Source organism: Granulicella aggregans, from assembly GCF_025685565.1.
Taxonomy (GTDB): Bacteria; Acidobacteriota; Terriglobia; order Terriglobales; family Acidobacteriaceae; genus Edaphobacter; species Edaphobacter aggregans_B.
Map to the genome: position 1 here is coordinate 1,345,789 of NZ_JAGSYE010000002.1, position 23,658 is coordinate 1,369,446.

At 59.4% G+C, this 23,658-nt stretch carries 24 protein-coding genes; 13 read left to right on the forward strand and 11 right to left on the reverse strand.

The window, feature by feature from the left end:
- Window positions 1-5 precede the first annotated feature (5 nt).
- From larE to OHL18_RS15100, 6 genes are all read left to right on the forward strand, one after another.
- Entirely contained in the window at window positions 6-839 is an 834-nt protein-coding gene (larE, locus tag OHL18_RS15075; RefSeq protein ID WP_263375669.1) for an ATP-dependent sacrificial sulfur transferase LarE, read from the forward strand.
- Window positions 840-870: 31 nt separating this feature from the next.
- Window positions 871-2,238: a nickel pincer cofactor biosynthesis protein LarC gene (gene larC / locus OHL18_RS15080; protein ID WP_263375670.1), complete on the forward strand. Its 1,368-nt coding sequence runs from the start codon at window positions 871-873 to the stop codon at window positions 2,236-2,238.
- Window positions 2,231-2,992: a nickel pincer cofactor biosynthesis protein LarB gene (gene larB / locus OHL18_RS15085; RefSeq protein ID WP_263375671.1), complete on the forward strand. Its 762-nt coding sequence runs from the start codon at window positions 2,231-2,233 to the stop codon at window positions 2,990-2,992. The genes larC and larB overlap by 8 nt, the downstream gene beginning before the upstream one ends.
- Before the next feature lie 108 nt (window positions 2,993-3,100).
- Window positions 3,101-4,132, forward strand: coding sequence for an aldo/keto reductase (locus OHL18_RS15090; protein ID WP_263375672.1), 1,032 nt, complete (start codon window positions 3,101-3,103; stop codon window positions 4,130-4,132).
- Between the two features lie 337 nt (window positions 4,133-4,469).
- Entirely contained in the window at window positions 4,470-7,643 is a 3,174-nt protein-coding gene (locus OHL18_RS15095) for an FG-GAP-like repeat-containing protein (RefSeq protein WP_263375673.1), read from the forward strand.
- 230 nt (window positions 7,644-7,873) lie between these two features.
- Window positions 7,874-8,125: a hypothetical protein gene (locus OHL18_RS15100; protein ID WP_263375674.1), complete on the forward strand. Its 252-nt coding sequence runs from the start codon at window positions 7,874-7,876 to the stop codon at window positions 8,123-8,125.
- Between the two features lie 6 nt (window positions 8,126-8,131).
- Here OHL18_RS15100 and OHL18_RS15105 read toward each other — a convergent pair whose 3' ends face one another.
- From OHL18_RS15105 to OHL18_RS15115, 3 genes are read right to left on the reverse strand one after another with little or no spacing between them, the layout of a single operon-like run.
- Window positions 8,132-8,908, reverse strand: a complete 777-nt coding sequence (locus tag OHL18_RS15105) for an SDR family NAD(P)-dependent oxidoreductase (protein ID WP_263375675.1) — start codon at window positions 8,906-8,908, stop codon at window positions 8,132-8,134.
- A 16-nt stretch (window positions 8,909-8,924) separates the two neighbouring features.
- Entirely contained in the window at window positions 8,925-9,422 is a 498-nt protein-coding gene (locus OHL18_RS15110) for a gluconokinase (RefSeq protein ID WP_263375676.1), read from the reverse strand.
- Window positions 9,423-9,424: 2 nt separating this feature from the next.
- Window positions 9,425-10,693 carry a tagaturonate epimerase family protein gene (locus tag OHL18_RS15115; RefSeq protein ID WP_263375677.1) on the reverse strand — a complete coding sequence of 423 codons (1,269 nt, stop codon included), beginning with the start codon at window positions 10,691-10,693 and terminating at the stop codon, window positions 9,425-9,427.
- A 119-nt stretch (window positions 10,694-10,812) separates the two neighbouring features.
- Here OHL18_RS15115 and OHL18_RS15120 point away from each other — a divergent pair, with 119 nt between their 5' ends.
- From OHL18_RS15120 to OHL18_RS15135, 4 genes are all read left to right on the forward strand, one after another.
- On the forward strand, window positions 10,813-11,535 hold the full coding sequence (locus tag OHL18_RS15120; RefSeq protein WP_263375678.1) for a prolipoprotein diacylglyceryl transferase: 723 nt from the start codon (window positions 10,813-10,815) through the stop codon (window positions 11,533-11,535).
- Window positions 11,528-11,779, forward strand: coding sequence for a DUF2975 domain-containing protein (locus OHL18_RS15125; protein ID WP_263375679.1), 252 nt, complete (start codon window positions 11,528-11,530; stop codon window positions 11,777-11,779). Before OHL18_RS15120 ends, OHL18_RS15125 begins: the two co-directional genes overlap by 8 nt.
- On the forward strand, window positions 11,776-12,108 hold the full coding sequence (locus tag OHL18_RS15130; protein WP_263375680.1) for a hypothetical protein: 333 nt from the start codon (window positions 11,776-11,778) through the stop codon (window positions 12,106-12,108). The genes OHL18_RS15125 and OHL18_RS15130 overlap by 4 nt, the downstream gene beginning before the upstream one ends.
- A gap of 285 nt (window positions 12,109-12,393) precedes the next feature.
- A complete protein-coding gene (locus tag OHL18_RS15135; RefSeq protein WP_263375681.1) occupies window positions 12,394-13,809 on the forward strand; it encodes a radical SAM protein in 1,416 nt (471 codons plus the stop codon).
- Window positions 13,810-13,836: 27 nt separating this feature from the next.
- Here the strand turns inward: OHL18_RS15135 and OHL18_RS15140 are convergent, their stop codons facing one another.
- Both OHL18_RS15140 and OHL18_RS15145 read right to left on the reverse strand, forming a co-directional pair.
- On the reverse strand, window positions 13,837-14,223 hold the full coding sequence (locus OHL18_RS15140) for a type II toxin-antitoxin system VapC family toxin (protein WP_263375682.1): 387 nt from the start codon (window positions 14,221-14,223) through the stop codon (window positions 13,837-13,839).
- A complete protein-coding gene (locus OHL18_RS15145; protein WP_263375683.1) occupies window positions 14,220-14,471 on the reverse strand; it encodes a type II toxin-antitoxin system Phd/YefM family antitoxin in 252 nt (83 codons plus the stop codon). Before OHL18_RS15145 ends, OHL18_RS15140 begins: the two co-directional genes overlap by 4 nt.
- A gap of 100 nt (window positions 14,472-14,571) precedes the next feature.
- On the opposite strand from OHL18_RS15145, the gene ychF reads away from it, so the two are divergent.
- Together ychF and OHL18_RS15155 are read left to right on the forward strand one after the other, a co-directional pair.
- Complete coding sequence (gene ychF / locus OHL18_RS15150) at window positions 14,572-15,669, forward strand: redox-regulated ATPase YchF (protein ID WP_263375684.1); 1,098 nt, start codon at window positions 14,572-14,574, stop codon at window positions 15,667-15,669.
- A gap of 33 nt (window positions 15,670-15,702) precedes the next feature.
- The gene (locus OHL18_RS15155) at window positions 15,703-16,113 is read left to right on the forward strand and encodes an OsmC family protein (RefSeq protein WP_263375685.1); all 411 of its coding nucleotides are present in this window, start codon (window positions 15,703-15,705) and stop codon (window positions 16,111-16,113) included.
- Window positions 16,114-16,152: 39 nt separating this feature from the next.
- Here the strand turns inward: OHL18_RS15155 and OHL18_RS15160 are convergent, their stop codons facing one another.
- The 4 genes from OHL18_RS15160 to OHL18_RS15175 form a co-directional block, all read right to left on the reverse strand.
- Window positions 16,153-16,362: a Uma2 family endonuclease gene (locus OHL18_RS15160; protein ID WP_263375686.1), complete on the reverse strand. Its 210-nt coding sequence runs from the start codon at window positions 16,360-16,362 to the stop codon at window positions 16,153-16,155.
- Window positions 16,359-16,682 (reverse strand): Uma2 family endonuclease, encoded by a 324-nt coding sequence (locus tag OHL18_RS15165; RefSeq protein WP_263375687.1) that lies wholly within the window; start codon window positions 16,680-16,682, stop codon window positions 16,359-16,361. The genes OHL18_RS15160 and OHL18_RS15165 overlap by 4 nt, the downstream gene beginning before the upstream one ends.
- Before the next feature lie 268 nt (window positions 16,683-16,950).
- Window positions 16,951-18,636, reverse strand: a complete 1,686-nt coding sequence (locus OHL18_RS15170; protein ID WP_263375688.1) for a DUF885 family protein — start codon at window positions 18,634-18,636, stop codon at window positions 16,951-16,953.
- Between the two features lie 103 nt (window positions 18,637-18,739).
- Complete coding sequence (locus OHL18_RS15175) at window positions 18,740-20,398, reverse strand: winged helix-turn-helix domain-containing protein (RefSeq protein ID WP_263375689.1); 1,659 nt, start codon at window positions 20,396-20,398, stop codon at window positions 18,740-18,742.
- A 249-nt stretch (window positions 20,399-20,647) separates the two neighbouring features.
- Here OHL18_RS15175 and OHL18_RS15180 point away from each other — a divergent pair, with 249 nt between their 5' ends.
- Window positions 20,648-21,076, forward strand: a complete 429-nt coding sequence (locus tag OHL18_RS15180; RefSeq protein WP_263375690.1) for a hypothetical protein — start codon at window positions 20,648-20,650, stop codon at window positions 21,074-21,076.
- 114 nt (window positions 21,077-21,190) lie between these two features.
- Here the strand turns inward: OHL18_RS15180 and hydA are convergent, their stop codons facing one another.
- Together hydA and OHL18_RS15190 are read right to left on the reverse strand one after the other, a co-directional pair.
- On the reverse strand, window positions 21,191-22,582 hold the full coding sequence (hydA, locus tag OHL18_RS15185) for a dihydropyrimidinase (RefSeq protein WP_263375691.1): 1,392 nt from the start codon (window positions 22,580-22,582) through the stop codon (window positions 21,191-21,193).
- 27 nt (window positions 22,583-22,609) lie between these two features.
- Window positions 22,610-23,653, reverse strand: coding sequence for an Asd/ArgC dimerization domain-containing protein (locus tag OHL18_RS15190; protein WP_263375692.1), 1,044 nt, complete (start codon window positions 23,651-23,653; stop codon window positions 22,610-22,612).
- Window positions 23,654-23,658: the final 5 nt, after the last annotated feature.

Consider the following 23,658-nt stretch of genomic DNA (forward strand, 5'->3'; position numbering starts at 1 on the left):
TGAATATGACTCTGACGGAAAAATCTGCACTCCTCGACAGGACCCTTAGCCAGCTTGGAAGTGTGCTGGTCGCGTACTCCGGCGGCACTGATTCGGCGTATCTGGCATGGAGCGCGCACCGCGTGCTCGGCGACAACATGCTGGCGGTGATTGCAGACTCGGCTTCTCTTCCCCGCGCAGAGCTCTCTGCAGCCGTGGATTTCACAAAGACGCACAAGATTCCGACCTACATCCTGCACACTGAAGAACTGGATAACGCGGATTATCAGCGCAACGATAGCCGCCGGTGCTTTCACTGCAAGGATGAGCTGTTTACGCGCATGGAGAAGGAACGTAAGCGGCTGGGGTATCGACATATCGCCTACGGGATGAACCTTGACGACAAGGGTGAGTTCCGCCCCGGCCAGATGGCCGCAGAGCAGCATCATGCGGTTGCTCCGTTGTTCACGGCGCAGCTTCGCAAATTTGAGATACGCACGCTGGCGCGGGCGGCTGAGTTGTCGATCGCGGAGAAGCCTGCATCGGCCTGCCTCGCTTCGCGCATCGAATACGGCAGGACGGTGACGAAGGAGAATCTTTCGCAGGTGGAGCTTGCGGAGGAGATCCTCCATGCGCTTGGATTTATGCAGGTTCGGGTCCGGCACCATGGCGACCTGGCGCGGATTGAGATCGACCGGGCGGACCTGCCACGTGCCCTGTCGATTCATGTGCTCGACCAGATCACTCCGGCGATCAAGGATCTCGGATTTCAATATGTCACCCTGGACGCGCAGGGATATCGATCTGGATCGATGAACGATATGCTATCGGCGTCGGATATCCTCTCCGCTATTCGATAATGGTGCGGGATGCACACTCCAAGATTTCGGGATGACGACGATGAAGATGGCTTATCTGGATTGCTTTGCTGGACTCTCCGGCGATATGTTTCTTGGCGCGCTGATCGGTGCCGGAGTGGAACGCAAAACGCTGGATGAGGCAGTCGCGTTGCTCCGGTTGGGAGCGTCGCTGAAGATCGGCACGGTCGACCGAAGCGGGATCTCAAGCGTGAAGGTGGATGTCTTCGAAGGAGATCATCTGGCTGAGGCTGTGCCCTCGTCCGCCGAGAGATTTCAGGATCAGGCTGCGAACCAGCCGGTGTACTCGAGGCATCCTGAGACACAGCATCAACACAAGACTGGCGTTCCTCATACTCACGAACATGAGCATTCCCATCCGCATGTGCACGGGCATGGGCGGTCGCTTACGGCGATCCGTGAGTTGATCCAGGCTTCGACGCTCTCTGCGCCTGTCATCCGCACAGCAGTACGGGCGTTTGAGCTGCTGGGCAACTCCGAAGCGCGAATACATAACGTTCCCGTTGAGGAGATTCACTTCCACGAGGTGGGAGCGGTGGACGCAATCGTGGACATTGTCGCCGCGTCTGCGGGGATCCATGCTCTCGGGGCGGATGGGTGGATGGCGTCGCCGGTGAATGTTGGCGGCGGAATGGTGGATTGCGCGCATGGGCGCTTCCCCGTTCCCGCACCGGCTACGGCAGACCTGCTGCGCGGCGTACCTACCTATTCTGCGAACGTGCAGATGGAGTTGGTGACGCCCACTGGTGCCGCTTTGCTACGGGTCTTGATGGAAGAGAAGGGTCTCACCTTCGGCTCGCAGCCGGCGATGACGGTGCACAAGATCGGCTACGGTGCGGGATCGCGCGATCCCAGGGGCTTCCCGAACGTGCTGCGTCTTTCTATCGGTGAGACCGCTGCGACGTCGCATCCTGATCATGGAAAGCATCATGAAGCGGAGACGGTGACGGTGCTCGAGACGGCGCTCGATGATCTGTCGCCGCAGGTGCTGGCGCATGTGGCGGAGATGGCGCTGCAACGAGGCGCTCTGGACGTGATGCTCACCCCGGTGATCATGAAGAAGGGACGCCCTGGAACCTTGCTGACAGTGCTCTGCAATCCTGGCGAAAGCGCCGTGCTCGAGCGTCTTCTGCTGACCGAGACAAGCACCCTGGGCATTCGTGTCCGCGAAGACAAGCGTTCCTGCCTCGACCGGACGTTTACGACGGTTGAGACGGCCTATGGTCCGGTGAAGGTGAAAGTGGGCAGTCTGCAAGGTGAAGCGTTGAACGCCAATCCGGAGTTTGAAGACTGTCGCGCCGCGGCGGCGGCACATGCAGTGCCGGTCAAGCAGGTTCAGCAGGCGGCGATCGCCGCGTATGTGCAGGGACGGAATGGATAAGTCAGCGCTGCTCGCGTTGCTCTCATCGGTCGAACGCGGGGAAATCACGCCGGCAGCCGGAGCGGAGCGGCTCGCCAATCTGCCGTTCGAAGACATTGGGCACGCGCGGATCGATCACCACAGGAGTCTGCGAACGGGACTGCCCGAAGTTATCTACGCCGCCGGAAAGACACCGGCGCAGGTAGCCGAGATTTTCTCGCGAATGGCGGAGGCGGGCAGCGACGTCCTGGCCACCCGGGTCTCGCCGGAGGCCGTCACCGCCATCCAACTAGCGGTTGCGGGTACGGTTCACTATGAGACCGCACGGATCGTCGCCCTTCGCCAGAAACCAGCAGCGAAGGTGGTTGAACGGCCCTGTATCGCGGTGCTCTGCGCTGGAACCAGCGATCTGCCAGTAGCCGAAGAGGCCGCAGTCACGGCAGAGCACTTCGGGGTGAATGCCCTGCGACTCTATGACGTGGGCGTGGCCGGAGTTCATCGGCTGCTCGCCGTGCGTGAGCAACTGGCACAGGCCGATGCTGTGATCGTCTGTGCGGGGATGGAGGGGGCCCTGCCCTCGGTGGTCGGAGGACTGGTCGGCGTACCGGTAATCGCGGTGCCAACGTCGGTCGGATACGGGGCGAGCTTCGGCGGCGTAACAGCGCTGCTCGGAATGTTGAACTCGTGCTCGCCAAATGTTTCGGTGGTGAATATAGACAATGGGTTTGGCGCGGCATACTCCGCGACTCTGATTGCGCGGACAGCCCGGAGATAGTTCCGCGCGTTTTCGTAGCGCGAAACTCCACCCCGGCGGCACACAACTGTAGATGCCGGTCTGCATCCAAGTTCCTGAACCATTCCGTCAAGCTCAGGAGATTCCGTCATGGAGCGTCGTGATTTTTTGAAGTCTGCGACCGTAGCAGGCCTTGGTGCTGCCGCCACAGGAAGCGTTCCCGCTAACGCACAGGCAAAGACTGGCGCAACACGGCCGCAATCGCCGGACATGATCTACCGCCAGCTTGGGACGACGGGCGAGATGGTCTCTGCGATTGGGCTGGGAGGATTTCATATCGGCAAGCAGGCTGATCCTGAGGAGAGCATCTCGCTGATCCGGAAGGCGATCGACAGCGGCATTACCTTCCTAGACAACTGCTGGGACTACAACAACGGCACCAGTGAGGTCCGCATGGGGAACGCCCTGCGCGATGGCTATCGCGAGAAGGTCTTCCTGATGACAAAGATGGATGGCAGGACGAAGTCCGAGTACAACAAGCAGCTCGAGGAGTCGCTGAGCCGCCTGCGGACGGACACAATTGACCTGGTTCAGTTCCACGAGATCATACGGTTTGAAGATCCAGACCGCATCTTCGCTCCCGGCGGGGCGATCGAAGCCGCGGTCGCCGCACGCGAGGCGGGAAAGATCCGTTACATCGGCTTCACCGGCCATAAGGACCCGCAGATTCATTTGAGAATGTTGGAGATCGCCGACCAGCACAACTTCCACTTCGATACGGTTCAGATGCCGATTAACGTGATGGACGCACACTTCCGGTCGTTCGAGAAGGAAGTCCTGCCCGTCGCTCAAAAGAAGGGCATCGGCGTCCTGGCGATGAAGACCTTCGGCGACAACTTCATCCTCGGAAGCAAGACGGTGGAGGCTATCCCGGCGCTGCACTACAGCCTGACACAACCGGTGTCCGTGGTAATCACGGGAATCGACAAGCCTGAGATCCTGGCGCAAGCGTTGCAGGCGGCGAAGACCTTCAAGCCGCTCTCGCAGACCGAGATGGCAGCGATGCTGGCCAAGACAAAAGATGCTGCAATGACGGGCAGGTACGAACTCTTCAAGACAACCCCGCACTTTGACGGGACGGCGAACAATCCTAAGTGGCTTGGAAACTCTTCCCTGGCTTAGAACTGGTAATTAACCCATGGGAATTGCCGCCACCCAAAATTGATAAGGAAAAACTTCACGAATCCATTCCACGCCAAGCGTCAGAGCTCCGAATGTTCGAATCGTATAAGAGTTTTTACCTCGGTGTGACTTATCCGTCGAAGCGGACTATTTCTATCTCTTCGCCCAGGCGAGTAAAGACTATTCAAAATTAACTGGAAATTTCTGCCACTAATGGGGTTTACTTATCGCGTTTCGCTACACGGTTCTTCGTAGACGACTCCAAGATCAGCCTCCCCTGCGAGACCTCTCGCGTACGTTCTCCTCCGCACAGGTTCCCATCCCCTGGAGTCCAGCCATGCGTCTGCGCCGTCTCGTAATTCTAGGCTTCTCCGTTGTCTCGGCTTTATTCTTCATATCCTTTGCGGTTCCAGCCGTGGCGAGCGGGCAGACCTCCACCTCTACGACGCTCCAGGTAACTTCCGCCTGCCCACAGTCGGGATGCGTGATCACCCTCACCGCGACCGTGACATCGGGAGGAACGCCAGTCCATCCCGGCCTGGTAGTGTTTTGCGATAAGGGCCTGACCGACTGCCAGAATGAAGCTCCCATTGGGAGAGCGCAACTCACTTCGAACGGCACAGCGACTATTCGGCTGGGATTATCCGACGGTCCGCACACGCTACGGGCGATCTTTCATGGGACGAAGACGTATAGAGCAAGCGCTTCACCGACGCAGAACCTGACCGAATCCACAAATGCCTTTGAACGCGCCAGCACGTTTCAACCATTGAACCCTAATCTTGTGAGTGGCGGGATCACCATCGGCACCTATCTAACGGGCTCTGGGCCGATAGAACCTACGGGGACGGTGTCGCTTGTCGATACGTCGCGAAATAATGCGGCAATCGACACATCTCCTCTTGTTGTCTACAACTCAACCTTTGGCTATGTCCTCACGAATCCAACTGGCTTTTCGCAGATCCCTTTAGCGACACTGACCTCCATCGTTGCGACGGCAACCGGCGATTTCAATAATGACGGCTTTCAGGATGTCGCCGAGCTTACATCGAATACCAACCTCCTTGTCTTTCTTGGGGACGGAAAAGGAAACTTCACGCAAAGTCCCGCCTACAGTTCAATGACCGGGGCGCATGGCCCGCTGCTGGCGGGAGACTTCAACAGCGATGGGAAGCTGGACATCGCCATCTCCGATTCCGCTACAGACAAGATCTACGTCAGCCTGGGTAACGGCGATGGCACCTTCACACCCGCTGCGCCTTCGGCGGTGCAGGACAGTTCGAAGACCCTCTATGCAGGCGATTTCAACCACGACGGTGTCCCCGATCTGGTCTCCATCAGCAACCGAACCGCGAGTGGAAGCTCCGCTCAGGTGCTGCTTGGCAACGGCGACGGCACGTTCACCGCCAAGACACCGCTGACGTTTTCGGGCGACACGATTACGTCGGGGGCGGTCGCAGACTTCAACGGGGACGGCTTCCCTGACCTTGCGGTGGCATACTTCACCGCTCCTGTCGGGCAGACGGTTCTGGCGAAGCAGTTGATGGTCTTCCGCGGCATCGGGGATGGCACCTTCAACTCGACGCCGGCGGCCTCTTTGCCCTCCTATACGGGAATTCTCTTAGCCGGAGATTTTGATGACGACGGCATCCCTGATCTTCTCTCTGGAGGAGATCAGATGTTGACCTTCTTCAAGGGTCACGGCAACCTGACATTCACACAGTCCCAGCCCGGTTATTCGAGGGACAGCCTCGATGACATGGTCGCAGGCGATTACACGGGAAGTGGAAAGCTTCAGTTTGCGATTGTAAGCACACTGAACATCATCATCTATGAAGTCGATGTAATTCCCGGGATCGGAGAGGAGGTCGATTATGTCACGGCAGCAAACCACCAGACAAGAAAGGGTGGCGATCCAGCTGTGGGCAACGCCATTGCAGATTTTAACGGGGACGGTTTGCCAGACTTCTTCATCTTCAACCCCTACACCGCGCCGCCTGAATTCCAGGACTTTATCTCCTGGTCTGCGCAATCCACAAGCGGCACAATCCCTCTCGACTCGGGTGTTCACAACATTGTCGCCACCTACTCGGGCGACGCATTGCACGACCCCAATAGCACTACGGGAACTGTACGCGCCTCCGGAATCGCGTACTTATATCCCGCTGGATTCACGGGAGACACTTCGGGGCTGGCGCTCAACGGATCGGCGACGCTTAAGGGCACCACGATCCAATTGACCGATGGCGGACAGCAGGAGGCGGGTTCCTTCTTCTCGAAGAAACGACTTGATCTGAGCGGCACCTTCTTCACCGAATTCGACTTTCAACTCACCAACGCAACCGGCGACGGGTTCGCTTTCGTCCTGCAGTCCAATGGCCCGAACGCCATCGGATCAGCGGGCGCGGGCATCGGATACGGCAATCCTCCGGGGGCCAGCGGGCCGAGCATCACCAATAGCCTCGCTGTCGTATTTGACCTTCACAATAACCAGGGAGAAGGGAGTAACTCCATACGTCTCGAACGGAATGGAGTGACGTCCCCTGATGGAGCTGTCGATCTAACGCCGAGCGGCATCGATCTCCACAGCGGCCATGAGTTTGACGGGAGAGTCAGTTCCGACGGCCTTGGACACATCACGGTCTCCCTACAGGACTTCGTGACCAACCAACATTTCTCGACGACTTTCGGCGTCGCTGACGATTCTATAAATGGAGAGCTGCTGCATGGCAGCATGGGCTATGCGGGCTTCACCGGCTCGACGGGTGCGAACACTGCTGTCCAGGTCATCGAAAACTGGACCGTTACTCTGGGTCAGTTTGTGAAGTCCGATCCGGTCTATCCCCCGTACCCCAAGCCTACATTTCCGGATGGATTCACCGGAAGCACGGGGATCTTTTATAGCGGAGGCGCAGCTGTCTCTGGCTCCGCGGTCCAGTTGACCAACGGCACGCCGTTCAAGGCCACCAGCGCCTTTGTCGTTGATAAGGTGCTGCCGCAGGGGTTCTTCACCACCGACTTCGACTTCCAGATTGCGAATGGGGTAGGCGACGGATTTGCGTTCGTTCTCCAGAATGAACGGCTGGCCTCTGTCGGGATGGAGGGTGGCGGACTGGGATATGGCCCGGACAAGCCCGGAGGAACCGGGCCCAGCATTCCCAACAGTCTGGCGATCAAGTTCGATATCCATAACAACGCGGGCGAGGTCCCGAACTCCACAGGTCTCTATCTCAATGGTGCATCGCCGACCACGCCCTTCATCGATCTCACGCCTTACCGGATCAATCTGCAAAGTGGGCACACGTTCCATGCGCGGATTGAGTCGAATGGCACGCAGCTAACGCTTTCGGTCACCGATCTGAACCAGTATGCGAACTTCACCACCGTCCTGGCTTCGGGCAGCACTGTCGAATCCATCATTCCGCAGCTGGCGTTTGCGGGCTTTACCGGTGGGACTGGCGCAACGGCGAGTTCCATCAAGATTCTGAATTGGACCTGGAGTACACACTAGGAGAACGAGAGGTAAGTCAACGGGCGAAGCAGGTTAGCCGACGCTGGCTTGCTTCGCCGTTTCCCGTTCGCGGCAGAGTCCCCCGAACCACCCGTGCGCTTTTTCTTGACAATTCAAACTGGCTGCGCCTACTGTCTAGCTCTGAGCGATGGAGCCAGACGCCCGTCGCCGTAACTCGACCGGCGAATCTACCGATCTGAAGAATCAATCGCTCAGAGAAGAGTGGCCCTATGCTTCCCTTTGATCGGCGCCCGTGGGCAAAGACCCTTGCAACCGTAGTGATCGCCTGCTCCCTGACGGCTGCCGTTACGGCAACCTACTTCCTTTACATCTTTCAGGAGCTGCATATTCCTGAGATCACGATCATTCTGCTACTACTTCTCACGATCGTTCCACCCAACGTGGAGATCGTACTGCGCAAGAAAAAGAAGGCCGAAGAGGATCCCGCGGGTCTTCCAGTCCACCACCTGGGAACCCGATAGACGCATCTACTGGTTGACGCCGCTGGCCAGAAAGCCGCCGTCGACAACCAGGATCTCGCCGGTGATGAAGGCTGCGGCTTCGCTCGCCAGGAATATCGCGGAGCCCACAAGCTCTTCTGTCTTTCCGAATCGCCCCATCGGCGTGCGCAACTTCAGTTCTTTGCCCCGCTCACTTTTGTCGAGTAACTCTGCGTTGAGCGCTGTGCGAAAGACTCCCGGCGCGATGGCGTTGACCGTCACTCCCTGCGAACTCCACTCGACGGCAAGCGATTTCGTCAGCGCTCCTACAGCGGCCTTCGAGGCGGCGTAAGCGGTGACCTCCTTCAGGCTGACGAAGGTATTCAGAGACGCAATGTTGATGATGCGACCGTAGCCGCGTTCCAGCATTTGACGGCCAAAGATCTGGCAGGCGCGCAGCGTACCGGTCACGTTCGTGTCCATGATGTCGTTCCATAGCTCTTCGGGGAAGTCGACAGTCGGAGCGCGCTTGATCTTGCCGGCACAGTTGATGAGGATGTCGACCTTGCCGAAGGCCTCGAGCGAGGCTGTGAGCAGATGCTCCAGGGAGCCGCGGTCGCTGACGTCGGAGGGTACTCGCAGCGACTTCACACCGTGGGCTTCGATTGCATCCGCCGCTTCATCCACCTGCTCCTGCCGCCGCGAGGTGGCGGCAACGTCAGCCCCGGCTTCCGCAAGACCAACAGCCATGGCGAGGCCGATGCCTGACGTTCCGCCGATGACGACCGCCGACTTACCCGTGAGATCGAACAAGGTACTTCCCATTTGCTGACTTGCCTTTCTACTTCGTTGACTGAATTCGTTGGATGATCTCTGCGACTACTGCTTCGGGGTCGCGATCGTTCTTCACGACAAGCGCGTCGTTCGGCGATTCAAGCGTGGCAAGTTGGCTATCGAGCAGCGCGGGTGTCATGAACTCATGATGGCGAGCGGCGAGGCGCTGCTGAAGCAGTTCGCGGGGAAGATCGAGCAGGCAGAAGGTCACCGTCCCTGGAGGCATGCCAGCGGCGAGCGTGTGACGATACGTATCCTTCAGCGCGGAACACGCGAGCACGCCGCTGGTGCCGCCGCCGTGCCATTCGCGCAACAGCGCGTTGAGCGTTTCGAGCCACGGTTGGCGGTCGGCATCGTTCAGCGGATGTCCAGCGGCCATCTTGGCCTTGTTCGCAGCAGGATGATAGTCGTCGGCATCGGCAAAGATCGCGCCGGTGCGCTCGGCGAGCAGATTGCCGATCGTTGACTTGCCCGAACCGCTTACTCCCATAACGACAACAATCATCTTCAGTCCTTAGAACCCAGAAAGACTGGCTTGATATGCCGGTCGAAGAGGTTGGTGGTGACGTTCTTCGCCACGATCTCCTCGTTTGCCTCAAGCGTCTTCAGATAGCGGTCGCCCATCTTCGCAGCGACCTTGAATCCGACGTGGAGAAGCTGCCGGAAGCTCTGATTGTAAGCCGGGTTGGACTGGTCGTGGCGGAGCGCGGAGGTGAACTGCTCGCTGGTCCAAGTCTCGACGTTAGAAGGAAGCGGTAAGGCAGCAGGATCGATGTCGATGACAGTGGCGTAAGGAGCGCAGAGTTCGGCGCTGTGTGCGTGGGCTTCGGCGTAGACCTCCTTTGCGAGGGCGAGACCGTCACCGCCGGACTCCGCGAGGCCGATGATCTCTTCGAGCCACGTGGTTCCTGCGGTCTTAAGGTGAACACCTGCGCCGGTCTTGGTCACGGCGGCGTGGATGGATTTGTAGATGGAGAATTTGTCCGACCCGGAGTGGACGCTGAGCTTCAGGTTCGAGGGCAGGCCGTAGGTCTTGATCGCGAAGGCGATAGCGGCAAGATCTTCCTCGAACTCCTTGGCGAACTGCGCTACATCGCCGACGTAGTCGACACCCTTGTTGAAACGTCCGGTGAACTTAGGCGCGATCGTCTGGATGGCGATTTTCTCGTCGGCGATCGCGGCCAGGATGATGAGCAGTTCGACAGGCGTCTGCGGTGAGTCGGTCTCGTCCATCGAGATCTCCGGCACGAAACGACCGATTCCCTTGTTCTCCAGCAGTGAGCGATAGATCAGGCCAGCGTGCTGGACCGCGGCGAGAAACTTGTTGGCTACGCCGGAGACGAAAGCGGCGTCGGTATGGAAGGGCGCGGCGATGCCGGGGATCGCGACTTCGCCGATGAGTTCCGGGTGGCGGGCAAGGAAGGCAGCGACATCGGCCTCCTTCGCAGGCTTGCCGATCAGGTCGGCGACATCGATGGTGAAAAAGTCACAGGGCGCAAGGAAGCGCGGCACCGTCGTGAGATTGATGTGATCGGCGTCGAGGAAGTAGGGCTTCGTCCAGCCCAGCGCTGCGACGGCGGCATCGGCGGCGGCCCGGGTCTGCCCTGGCTCGGAGCCAATGATGGTGTGCTCACGGTTGGACTTGTTCCAGACCGGAACGACCTCAACCCCGGCCCGAAGCGCGAGGATGCAGGCAGCCAGTTGTGCTTTTGCCTGATGGGCGAAACGGTCGCCAACGCCAATGGAGAAGCGGGGTAACTCGAGAGCTTCGGACATGCGTGATTCCTTCCGCGAAAGTGGGCTAATTGGTCGTACCACTTCCACGTCGATCAGCATACACGCTTCCCTGCCGGTTCGTCGCGAGCCGGGTAGACATGCCGTAGACTCATGGCATCTTGCCTAACATCTTTCATCCGGAGCTGCACCCGTTGTTCGAGACGCTGGGCTACGTGGGCGGATATGCGCTCTACCGCCGAGAGCGCCACCAGCAGGGCGATGCGCTCACCGAAGACAAGCGCTGGGTGGTGATCGCCGCAGCGGCGATTGGCGCGCTGGTCGGCAGCAGGGCGCTGGGGCTGCTGGAGCAGGCTCCACGGATGGGGCTGCACTGGGCGGACGTGCTGCGGCCGGGCGGCAAGACGATCGTCGGCGGTCTGCTGGGCGGGTGGATCGCGGTCGAGGTCGCAAAGCGTTTTTCGGGCATTCGGTCGCGCACGGGTGACCTGTTTGCGATCCCGTTATGCGTAGGCATCGCGATTGGGCGAATCGGCTGCTTTCTTGCCGGGCTGGCGGATGACACTTACGGGAAAGCCACAACGCTGCCATGGGGCGTGGACTTTGGCGATGGAGTGCGCAGGCATCCGACGCAGCTTTATGAGCTTCTGTTTCTGGTGGCGCTAGGGTGGTTGCTTTGGCGTTGGAACGCGAAGCCGCATGTAAATGGGAGGATCTTTCGCGCCTTCATGGCGGCGTATCTCACGTGGCGATTGGCGATTGATTTTCTGAAGCCGCAACCACTGGTGCACGGAATGAACTGGATTCAATGGGCTTGCGTGGCTGGCCTTGTCATACTCGTTGTCGGAGAGATGTATCCAACACGCGAGGTGGTCGATGCCTGAACCGAAGTTCTTCAAGAACATTGGCTTGAAGATAATAGCCTGCTGCGCGGCAGCAGCCGTGCTGTGCCTCGGTTTGTGCCAAGTAGGTTTCTATCTTGAGCGCAATATCCACGACGGCGCTCCCGGCACTCTCGACACCATAGGAGGAATTGGCTTCGTACTGTCGATAATTGGCTTGTTCGTTGGCATAGTTGCAGCCATCGCAGAAGCCGCCAACTCGGCGTCGAAGGGAGATAGACCATGAAGACGCCGTGGACGGACAAGACAGGACTCGCGAAACTCGTCGCGATCTTAGCAACAATTCTTCTGATCTCACTCGGCCTCTGCGGAGCAAACTTCTTTGCTGTTTTGAGTTTCATGGGAAGCCCCGAAGCACCTCGCGGAGTAACACCCTGGCCGATGAAGCTTCTCGAAGCTACTGGTAGGGCTGAACTGATTGCAATCTTCGGCAGCACCTTCGCTCTGCTGCTGGTTCTAGTCATCTCCTCAGGCAGAGCGGTGATACAGCGGCTGAACCTCAGCGAAAAGCAAAAGAGCCAGGGGGTGTCGAGCGATGAAGATGCCATGGGCTGATAGAACGGGACCCGCGAAAACGGCCGCGATCTTCGCTGTTTTATTTCTCGTCTCAGCGGGGCTATGCGGAGCGAACCTTGTTTTATTCTCTCGATTCGCAACGATCAGCGGTGGAACTCCGCCGCCGGATCGACCTGTATGGGCTTCCATGACCCTCATCAGCACCGCCTTCCTCGAGTTGCTCGGGATGGGTACTGGCGCACTCGGTCTGATCGTTCTTGGCATAACCGCAGGAGTATCTGCAATCTATAAGAAGTTGATCGCACATAAAAAGGAAGAACAGTAATGGCCCAAACCCGCGATTACCTCTTTTACGACACCGCCGTCTCCATCTGCACGACCTGCTATCGCCGCATCGACGCCAAGATCGTCTTCGAAGACAACAAGGTCTTCATGCTCAAACGATGCCCGGAGCACGGCTTCGAGCGCGTGCTGATGGCCGACGATATCGACTACTATCGACGCTGCCGCGAGGTCTTCATCAAGCCGCCCGAGATGCCCGCGCACTACAACACGCCGGTGAAGTACGGTTGCCCCTACGACTGCGGCCTATGCCCCGACCACGAGCAGCATTCGTGCCTGTCGCTGATCGAGATTTGCGACGCCTGCAACCTGAGTTGCCCCATCTGCTATGCGGAGAGCGGACCGCACCGCACGACCTATCGTTCCATGGAAGAGATTGATGCGATGCTCGACGCCGTCGTATCGAACGAGCTCCAGCCCGACATCGTGCAGATCTCAGGCGGCGAGCCGACGATTCATCCGGACTTCTTTGCTGTCCTCGACGCGGCCAAGCGACGCCCGATCAAGCACCTGATGGTCAACACGAACGGAATCCGCATCGCGCAGGAAGAGGGCTTCGCCGAGCGACTGGCAACCTACATGCCGGAGTTTGAGCTTTATCTGCAGTTCGACTCGCTGCGGCGCGATCCGCTGATGCAGTTGCGCGGAGCAGACCTGCGTTTAATCCGCGAGAAGGCGCTGGAGAAGCTGAACCGCCTAAATGTGTCGACCACGCTCGTCGTCACCGTCGAACGCGGCTTGAACGACGAAGAGATGGGCAGCATCATTGAGTTTGCTCTGCAGCAGCCATGTGTTCGCGGGGTCACCTTCCAACCCGTACAGCAGGCTGGACGACTACAGGGGTACGATCCGGCGGTGCATCGGTTGACGCTGAGCGAGGTCCGTCGACGCATCCTCGAACAGACGAGCGTCTTCAAGCCCGAGGACCTGATCCCTGTGCCCTGCCATCCGGACTCGCTGGCGATGGCGTATGCGATGAAGCTCGAAGGCAAGGTAGTGCCGCTTACCGGCATGATCGAGCCCGATGTACTGATCAATGGCGGCCGAAACACCATCATCTACGAGCGCGATGAGGCGGTTCGCGGCCAGATCTTCAAGCTCTTCTCCACGAACCATTCGCCACAGTCGCAGGCCAACACGCTGCGCGAGCTGCTCTGCTGCCTGCCGCAGGTGCAGGCACCGCAGCTTGGCTACAACAACCTCTTCCGCATCCTGATCGTCGCATTCATCGATGCGCAGAGCTTCGATCTGCGCTCGATCAAGAAGACCTGCGTCCACATCGCCCACCCCGATGGCAAGCGGCTGATTCCGTTCGACACGTACAACATGTTCTATCGGGATGGGCTTGAACAGACGCGGCTCGAACCGCTGCGGGAGCGGGCACTTGCTTCGATGTAGAGACGGTTTGATCCTTCGATCAACCGGCTACACCTTACGCACCACGCCCGAATATCCTTCCAGTGCCTTGTCTGAAGTCAACAAGACGAGCCCCTCACTCATCGCCTGAGCCATCAGCGCGCGGTCGAACGGGTCCTTGTGCAAAAGGGGCAAGGAGCTGACCGCGAAGGCATGATCGCTCGTAAATGCCAGTTCGCCATAGCCATGAGCCAGGAGTCCCCGCCGCAACACTCTTGGTTCGACATCAAAGTCCGGGCGCTCAAGCCCGCGCTTGATGGCGACCTCCCAGATGCTGATCGAGCTGAAGATCACCTCGTTCGCAGGGTCAGTGATCAATTCACTCGCCGATTTCGACAAAAGCTTGGACCGGGACGAAGCCCAGATCAGAAGGTGTGTGTCCAGGAGCAGCTTCAATCTTGTTTCCCATAGAACATCTCTTCAATCTCTGCCTGGCCCATCGTGTCGAAGTCGTCCGGCACCTTGCATTGGCCATCGAGAAATCCAATCCGCTTTATCGCCTTTGCCTTTGGATCTTCGTCGATCGCCGTCACCTTCACCAGCGGCTTGCCCGCGCGCGCGATGATGAACGGCTCACCCTTCACGGCCTTCTCCACCAGCCTCGAAAGGTGCGTCTTCGCCTCATGCATATTCACGGTTTCCATCTTTCAAGCTTAGCTTAGTCCGCTAGACTTAGTCCACTTGCAGGCATAAGCCTTTGCCTTCTCCATGTTCAAATAGAACTCAAAGGAATCGAGCAAAAAAATGCCTCTGAACTGTGGAATTGTAGGTCTGCCGAACGTCGGCAAGAGCACCATCTTCAACGCACTCACCAGCGCCAAGGCCCAGGCCGCGAACTACCCCTTCTGCACGATCGACCCCAACACCGGCGTCGTCACGGTCCCGGATGAGCGGCTCGCGAAGATCGCCGCGCTGATCCAGCCTAAGAGCCTTGTTCCCACCACAATGGAGTTCATCGACATCGCCGGCCTGGTCGAAGGCGCGTCGAAGGGCGAAGGCCTCGGCAACCAGTTCCTCGGCCATATCCGCGCCACCGATGCGGTCTGCCACGTCGTCCGCTGCTTTGATGACGCCGAGGTGATCCACGTCGCCGGCGGCGTCAACCCGCTGCACGACATCGACATCATCAACACCGAACTCCTGCTGGCCGATCTCGACACCGTCGAGAAGCGTTTCACCAAGGTAGAGCGCTCCGCCAAGGCCACCGCCGACCAGAAGATCAAGGCTGAGCACGCGACGCTACAGAAGCTGCTTGCGGTGCTGAACGCGGGCAAACCAGCGCGCACTGCTGACCTCACCGACGAAGAACGCCTCATCGCTCGCGATCTATTCCTGATCACCATGAAGCCGCAGCTCTACGTCGCCAACGTTGACGAGGCCGGTCTCAATGACGGCAACGCCTACACGAAGCTCGTCGAGGAACGTGCCCAGGAAGAAGGCGCGCAGGTCGTCAGCATCTGCGGAGCGCTCGAGAGCGAGATTGCGCTGTTGGAGCCGGAGGAGCGGGCGGAGTTTCTTGATGCCGCCGGATTGAAGGAGCCGGGATTGAATCGGCTGATCCACTCGGCGTACCGGTTGCTGGATCTGATCACGTACTTCACGGCTGGCGTGCAGGAGGTTCGGGCGTGGACCATCAAACGCGGCACCAAGGCTCCGGGAGCGGCGGGCGTGATCCACTCGGACTTCGAGAAGGGCTTCATCAAGGCGGACTGCTATGCGTCGGATGATCTCTTCCTCTACGGCAGCGAGCAAGCCGTGAAAGAAAAGGGTCTACTGCGGTCGGAAGGTAAGGAGTACATCGTCAAGGACGGCGACATCCTCTTCTTCAAATTCAACGTGTAACTCTTCAAGCATCCCCTGTGCGGGAAAAGGAACATGATGGTTGCGATTCAAGTCGAATATCAGGGAGACCTGCACTGTAAGGCAGTGCATGGTCCGTCTCATACAGAACTCACCACCGACGCTCCTAAAGACAATCAGGGGCGCGGCGAAAGCTTTTCTCCCACCGACCTTGTCGCGACTGCGCTCGGCAGTTGCATCCTCAGCGTGATGGGCATACTTGCGCGCACGCTGGAGGTTGACATTACCGGGGCGACCGCAACGGTCGAAAAGGAGATGACGACCACTGCGCCGAGGATGATCGCGAGCCTGACGGTCCGGGTTCATATCCCCCACGAGATCAGCCCCGAGAATCAGGCCAAGTTCGAGCGAGCAGCTCATACCTGCCCCGTCCACAAGAGTCTTCACCCGGACGTCAAGGCCCCCATCGAATTTGTCTGGGGTTAGAGCCGACGAGATGGTTAGAAGCGCAGACGGGCTTGATGTCTACCTCTGCGCTTCCAACTCATCCAACTCCGCAAACACCTCTGCCACCGTCACCCGAATCTCCGTTCCCGGGACCGTAAGCTCTTCTGCCACCTGCCGCTGCCCACTCTCGTCGGAGACGAAGGCGGTCCGCCGCAGGGGATCGACGATCCACACCATCGGCACGCCCATCGCGAGGTAGTCCTTCGCGCGCTCCTCGATCTCGCTCATCCGCTGATCGCGCGAAAGGATTTCGATGCACAGCATGGGCGGACCCGAACGATCGCCTCGAACGGCCCGGATGCGCTAAGAACAGCTACATCCGGAATGCGAAACCGCGTCGGAGCCACCTGTACCCGCTGCTCCGACACAACACGAATCCCCCACTCCCGTTTGTGCTGAAGAAAAAGGCCGATGAAGAAGACCTGTATGTTCGAGTGCTGCCCTTCGCCCGCGTTGCGCTCCTTCACCTCACCGTCGATCCAGTCACAATCGGGCCGATAGTCAGCTTCGAGATACACCTGTAACGGAACCAGCGTAGAAGTCGCCATAGAAGTAGCCCGCCTCTCCCCGCCTAGACAAGACGGATTGCTCAGCGATAGTATCGCGGCTTCCTGAGTGATCCAGTATAGGGAATCGACAGGGCAATCGGGGCAGATCCCACGACTGTACCGGTTCCTGGAGATCGCTGAGGAACGGAAACCGTACCTCAGCGGCTAAAGCCGCAATGCACATGCAGCGCTTACGGCACGGCTGAAGCCGTGCCCTTATGCAATAACGTCTTTCAATAGGCTCCCAGGGCTCCTGCGCTTCCTTCTTCTATGGTTCCCGGGCTTCCTTGACGATCATCTCGTCTTCCATCAAAGGGACCGGGATCATGCCTTCGTTGTTGAAGCGGTCCATGAAGTCGCGCATGACGAAGGGCTTGCCGGCGATCTCCTGCTGGCGCGAGTACTCGGTCATCAGGCGATCGAAGAGGATCTTGCCCGTCACGTAACTGGCGCCGTATCCGGGCTGGCGGAGATAGAGCAGCTGTTCGAAGGTCGTCAGTGAATCGCCCGCGACCGCCCATCCCCTGGGTGTCCACGCAGAGTGGAACTTGCCTGCCTGCTCGAGGGTGAAGTCATTCGATTGGACGTAGAGCGCGGCGAGGCCACGGGCAGCGCGGTTCGCCAGCATCATCCAGACGAGCTCCTTGGCGCGCGGATTGTCGTCATAGAGACCGGCGTGCATGACGATCTCCTCGAAGGCGGTGGCAAAGCCCTCGGCGCGGGTGTCCCAGATGTTCGAGAGCGGAGCGACGCGCCGGATTGGATCAGGATTGGGCTCGTCGCGCATGCGGGCGAGGTCGATCCAGTGGTACTCGTGCGACATGAGGAGCATGGGCTCGCGGTGCGTGACGCGGGTGAAGAAGATGCGCTTGTCTTCGGGAACATAGTGGCCGAGTTGCGGTTCGAGCGCGCCTCGGATGTAGGGCTTGTCCGGAATGATGGGCTTCGTGGTGATGAACTTGATGAACTTGTCGAGCCGGGCCCGGCTCATCTTGTCGTAGCTGGCAGCGTCGGTGACGGGATCGAGAGGAGGAAGGTTCTGGTTGTTCAGCTCTTCGAGGCGAAGGGCGGCCTGGGCCCGCTCCAGTTCGTGGTGCAGAAGGACGACCTGGTCCTCCCAGGTGAAGGGTATGAGGTGGACGTTCTTCTCGTACCAGTTGTAGTTCTCCTTGCCTACGCCAGAGGGGCCAGCCTTCTGCGGGGCCAGCTTGGCCAGCCATTCGATAAAGTCATCTGTAGCCTTATGGGCGCTGACAACTGCGGCCTGAAGCTCGGGCGAGGTGCCGTTCAGGTCGGCATGTTGACTGCCTTCAAGCGTGGTCACGGTCAATGTTCCCGCTTCAAGCGATGTAAGCGTGGCGGCCTGGTCGCGCAGTTCCTGCTCTCCCCACACCCAGAGGTCGCGTGCGTTGCTGTCCTTCAGATTTGTCTTCGCCTCGGAGAGCAGCGCAGGGATGGCTTCCATGCGCGTGGTCAGGGTCTTCTGGTCTGCTTGTGACAGCGGGAACTTGTAGGTGTAGAGGTCGATCGCATCATACGCAAGCGGCCCTTCGCGCAGAGGGCAATCACTGCGGACGGCCCACACACTGACGTAGAACGCGGGGTCGCGGGCCCAGGGGCGGAGAACGCGCAGATTGAAGTCGAAGCCGTTCATCTCCGCTTGGACGAGCTTGTAGTCGTTGATCTTCTCGATGGGCCAGCCGGTCACGTCGACTGCCGCAAGCCGCTTCTGCCACTCTGGCAGGGCATCCGCCTTCGCGGCCATCGCTCTTGCGCTGTAGTCCGGAAGCATGCTGTTCATCGCGGGGCGCTCAAACGAGCGCCAGCCTTCAAACAACTTCACCAGCTCCGCGTATCCAGCTGGCTGCGCATCTGCTCTAGCGGAAGGCGCGTTCAAGATCGACGTAAAGAAGACGAGGACGAGAAGGGCTACAGAGCGGCGTGAAAGAGGCACGAGCGTTCTCCGTGGAATGCAAAGATAGGCGAAAGGGTGATGTCGCTATTCTTGCAGACTGCGGGGCGCTTGCGAGATTCTTTCGTACCGGGGAGCGTTGGACTTACTCTTCGAGCCCGGCCTTCTTCAGCCCGACCATTAACTGTTCGACCAGGTCAGGCTGCCACCAGACCGCCAGCTCTTGATGCGGTGCCCTGGCGAAGTCCGGGCGCCGGACTAAGAGCATGTTCAGCGCACGTTCCGCAGCAGGCTTGTCGCCCATCTGTCCACGCGCAGCGGCGATAAGAAGGCTGGTGCGCCAGTATTCGGGCATATTGGTGCGGTCGGCGAACTCGAGCGCGGCGCGGTACTCGCCGTTGCGATACGCGTCCATTCCGGGAACGAACCAGTACCAGCCGGGATGGTGAGGATTCAGCCGGCGGGCACTTGCGGAGAGCACGCCGCCACGTTTCCAATCGCCTGCGTATGCGATCAAGAAGCCGAGATAGGCGAGCGTGAAGCCATCCATCGGATTCAGCTCCAGAGCTCGCGCTGCCGAGAGACGGAAGCGTTGAAACTCCTTACGGAAAAACTCCGAGGCTGCCAGAGCGTGATGCGCAAGATGGTTCGAAGGCGCAAGTTCGACAGCCCGCCGCGCAGCGGCGAGTGCTCGATCCAACGGGTCAGGCCCGAGGTTGAAGCCGTGCGTGAACTCTTCCTTATAGATGAGCGAGAGCATCGCCCATGCGTCGGCGTATGCGGGCGCATGCTCCACAGCCCGCTCGAGCGCCATGCGCACGGGAAGATGCTCCTCCGCGCTGAGGCGCTGAAAGTAGGCGAAGCATCGCAGGACAGCCTCATACGGAGTCAGGCGTGCAGGATCGACGCTACGCAGGGTCTCGCCCATGTTGCGCGGAAGCACGCCGTAGGAGTCCGCGATGGTGGAGACGATCTGCGGCACGATGTCGTCGAGCAGATCGAACTCCGCATGCGGCGTGAAGTCGCGGTCGTAAGTCGCCGCCCAGAGGTGCGCTCCGGTCTCGCGATCGACAAGCTGTGCGGAGAGGCGAAGCCTTGGGCCAGCTTGGCGAAGGCTCCCTTCGAGGATGTAGCGCGGGCCAGAATGCTCAGCGTCCGCCGACTTTCCGTGGTGGGCGTGCGCAGACGCGGCCACTACACGCAGATAAGAGAAGCGAGAGAGTCCGGTGAGAATGTCTTCGGTCGCTCCGTCGGCGTAGCCGGCCAGACTCGGATCGGGGCCGCTCCACTTGAAGGGCCGCACCGCTATCCAGAGACACTCTTCGATCGCAGCCTTGGCGGAGTCCGGAACGGCTGCGCTCGCCGGGGTTGCGCCGGTCCTGGAAGTGTCTTCAGAAGAACTTTCGCTATCGAGCTGTGAGGGAGACGTTGCCGGATGCGTGACAGGCGCGATGAAGCGATATCCGCGCTTGGGAACGGTTTCGATGTACATCGGAGCATCGACTGAATCGCCGAGCGTCTCGCGCAGCTTCATCATCGCGGCGTTCATGCTGTGTTCGAAGTCGACGAAGGTGTCTGCGGGCCATAACTGGCGGCGGAGTTCATCACGGGTGACCAGTTCGCCCGCGTGCTCGAGCAGGTAAACGAGGATGCGGAAGCATTGCTCCCTGATCTTGAGTGGGATGCCGCTCCGTCGCAGTTCAGCGTTCTGCAGGTCGACCTGGTAGACACCAAATCGCCAGCTCTGTATCCCGTTGGCCATCTGTGGCACGATCTTCAGCTTCTCACTCGTTTCGATCAGCATACTTTGGACACCCTGCGGTTGAAAGCGGTTCGGAGACCAGTCCAGCACCTCCGTAATGGTAGTGGCGCAAGAACCGAATGCGTATCGTCGCCGCTAAGTCCTCTGCAATCATACGCCCGCTAGATGATCGCAATTTCACCTCGGAATCATCGCGAGAGCATGGCACAAACCGGGACGAACGAGCAAAGTACAAAACATCGACAGCGGCCAACCAAGATGTTGATCGCGGAAATCGAAAGGAGCCACACCATGACACGCATCCTCCCCAAGCTCGCTCTCAGCCTCTCACTCGCCACTGGCCTTGTCGCCGGAACCTCGACGGCGTTCGCCGAGTCTCCATCCAGCACCATGACCGTCAATGTACCCTTTGCCTTCTCTGCCAACCGTATCTCTCTTCCTGCCGGCGCGTATACCGTGCAGGCCTCTGAGCACTTCCTCAAGTTCACCAACGCGGCAACCAATAAGACCTTGGTTGTCGTCATCCGCCGCGATGACGGAACGGCGAACAACGGGCCTGCGCGCCTTACCTTCCACCGTGTCAACGGACAGACTTACCTCTCCCAGGTCTGGACCGACGGAACCGCCTTGCACAGCGAGCTGCTATCGCACCCCAAGATCAACCGCGAGATCGGACAGCTCGCCCAATCCGACACCACCTTTGAGATCGCTACGAAGTAGCCACGATGTTGGAGCCCTCCCCCCAATAGATTGCGGGCCGCATAGTCCATGCGGCCCGCAATCTTATTTATGCAGGCTGAGTCTTCTCCTGGCAGCCTTGATATCTCAAGTCCACTAAGCTGTAAGCAGTGGCTTCCGGCGCAGCAGTTCCCCGCGCCCATACTCACCAACAAAGCTGCCGTCCTTCACCTGCACCTTGCCGCGCACCGTGACCACATCCGGACGGCCATCGATCTCGACGCCCTCGAAGCCGCTGTAGTCGCAGTTCATGTGCTGCGTCTTCACGGAGATCGTGCTGCGATAGGCAGGATCGTAGATCACGAGGTCCGCGTCACTGCCCACCGCGATCTCTCCCTTGCGCGGATAAAGGCCGAAGAGCTTTGCGGCCTTCGTGCTCAGCGCATCGACGAAGCGGTTCAGGCTCAGAGTGCCTCGGCTGACGCCGTACGTGTACATCAGGTTCACGCGGTCTTCGAGGCCGGGGATGCCGTTTGGGATGAGGGTGAAGTTATCTTTGCCCAGCAGCTTTTGCTCTAGGTCGAAGGGACAATGGTCTGTGCCCACGGTATCGATGCCGCCGTCTTCGAGCGCCTGCCACAACGTTGCCTGGTTGCGCTGGTCGCGCAGCGGCGGCGACATGACGTACTTCAGCCCCTCAACGCCCTCGCGCGCGGCATAGGTCTTATCGAGCAGAAAGTGCGGCAGCACCGATTCCACGCTAATCTTCACGCCGCGAGCTTTGGCATCAAGTGCCGCCCTCAACGCAGGCCCGCAGGAGAGATGCACGACATAGCCGGTGGCTCCGGTGGTCTCAAGGAAAGTAGCGAAGCGGATCGTCCCTTCGGCTTCAACGGTCTCCGGACGGCTGGGTTCATGCCACTCCGCGCCGGTCTTCCCGGCGGCGATCAACTCCTGCTGCAGGCGGCTTACCAGCTCCGCGTTCTCGCAGTGTGCGGTGACGATGACACCGAGTTCGTGAGCCAGTTTGAGCGTCTGGTACATCTCGCCGTCATCGACGCCGAAGAAGTTCTTGTAACTCAAAAATATCTTGAAGGAAGTCGTGCCATCGGCGACGATCTCGCGGAGCTGCGCCTCGGTCTTCTCGTCGTAGCGCGTCACAGCCATGTGGAAGGCGTAGTCGCAGGCGCTCAGGCCGGCGGCCTTGCGCTTCCAAGTGTTGTAGCCCTCCATGGCGTCTTCGTTGCGCGAGGGACAACACATCTCGATGAGTGTGGTGGTGCCGCCTACAAGAGCCGCAGTGCTGGCAGTCTTGTAGTCGTCCTTCGCGAAGGTGCCCATGAAGGGCAGATGGATGTGAACGTGGGGATCGATGAAGCCAGGGAAGATGTACTTGCCGGTGGCGTCGATGATCTTGGTTCCGGGGAGCACTTCAATGTGCCTGCCGATCGCCGAGATGGTCTCGTCTTCTATGTAGATGTCGGCAAAATAACGCTCTTTGCTGGTTACAATCTCTCCGTTGCGAATCAGCAGACACATTCGAATCATTCCTCCCACAAGCGCGTGCGGATGCTTCTACTGTACTTTGCCGAGCGGTCGCATCTGCGCCAGTTCGCGGGCGCAGGCGATGGCATGAATCGCGGCGAGCTTGAGATTGTCTGCTGCGACCAGCAGCTTGAAGCGAGTGTTCTCCGCCTTGCTCGCGTCGGCCGCTTCGACCGTCACCATGATCTCTTCCTGGCCGGTCGCGCTAAGGTTGCTGGGCGGCTCGGACTCCCTGGAGAGCAGATCGATGTGCTCGCCGACGAGGCTCAGCTCGAAGGCCTCGGTCGTTGTGGGTTCGGCGAGCTCGATAAAGATGGAGACGACGTAACCATGGAAGACGGGAGCATGGATGAGCTGCAGAGCCAGCGGTGGAGCGCCCCCCATGAGCGTGTTGAAGTGAGCCTGGATGCGCGACTGCGTTGCGGCAAGGCGAATCTTCGCCTCCTCGCCCATGGTCTGCAACAGGTTGAAGGCTACCTGCGCGTCGTAGAGGTCTCGCGGCAGCTTCTGAAAGGAGAGCAGGCTCACGGTCTGCTGATGGAGCTCGTCCATTGCGGCACGGCCATACTGCGATGCCGGCTCAAGTACGGTCGCTGAAAGGCTCGTCACCTGAAACTTCTGCGAGGCGCGGGCGGTGATGAGAGCGAGGATGGTCGCGGCTGGATGCGCGGGAACTACCGCCGTTGTCTCGAGGTCGAGTTCGGCGGCTGCATCGTGCGCCTGCGCGGCCGCTACCCATGGAGAACGCACGAAGACGCCCGGCTCCTCTTCAAGCGCGAAGGTCATATCGATGGTACCTGCTCCGGCCTTGCGAGCGGTCTTGCAATACTTTGAGGCGACCTCGGCCTCTCCGGAAAAGAAGACGAAGTCCATCGCGTCGAAGGAGTTTGCGTCGATGGGCTGGATGAAGGAGATCTCGTCGCCAGCCGAAGCGATCTGCCCGGTAGCCCGGTCTTCGTCGAGCAGGGTGAAGCTGGAGGCGGCGAAGCTTGAATCGCTGAGCGCGTCGCCCAGCTCCTTACCGGCAAGAGACGCGGCTCCTACAATCGCGATGCGATAGATTTTGATACTCATCTTCA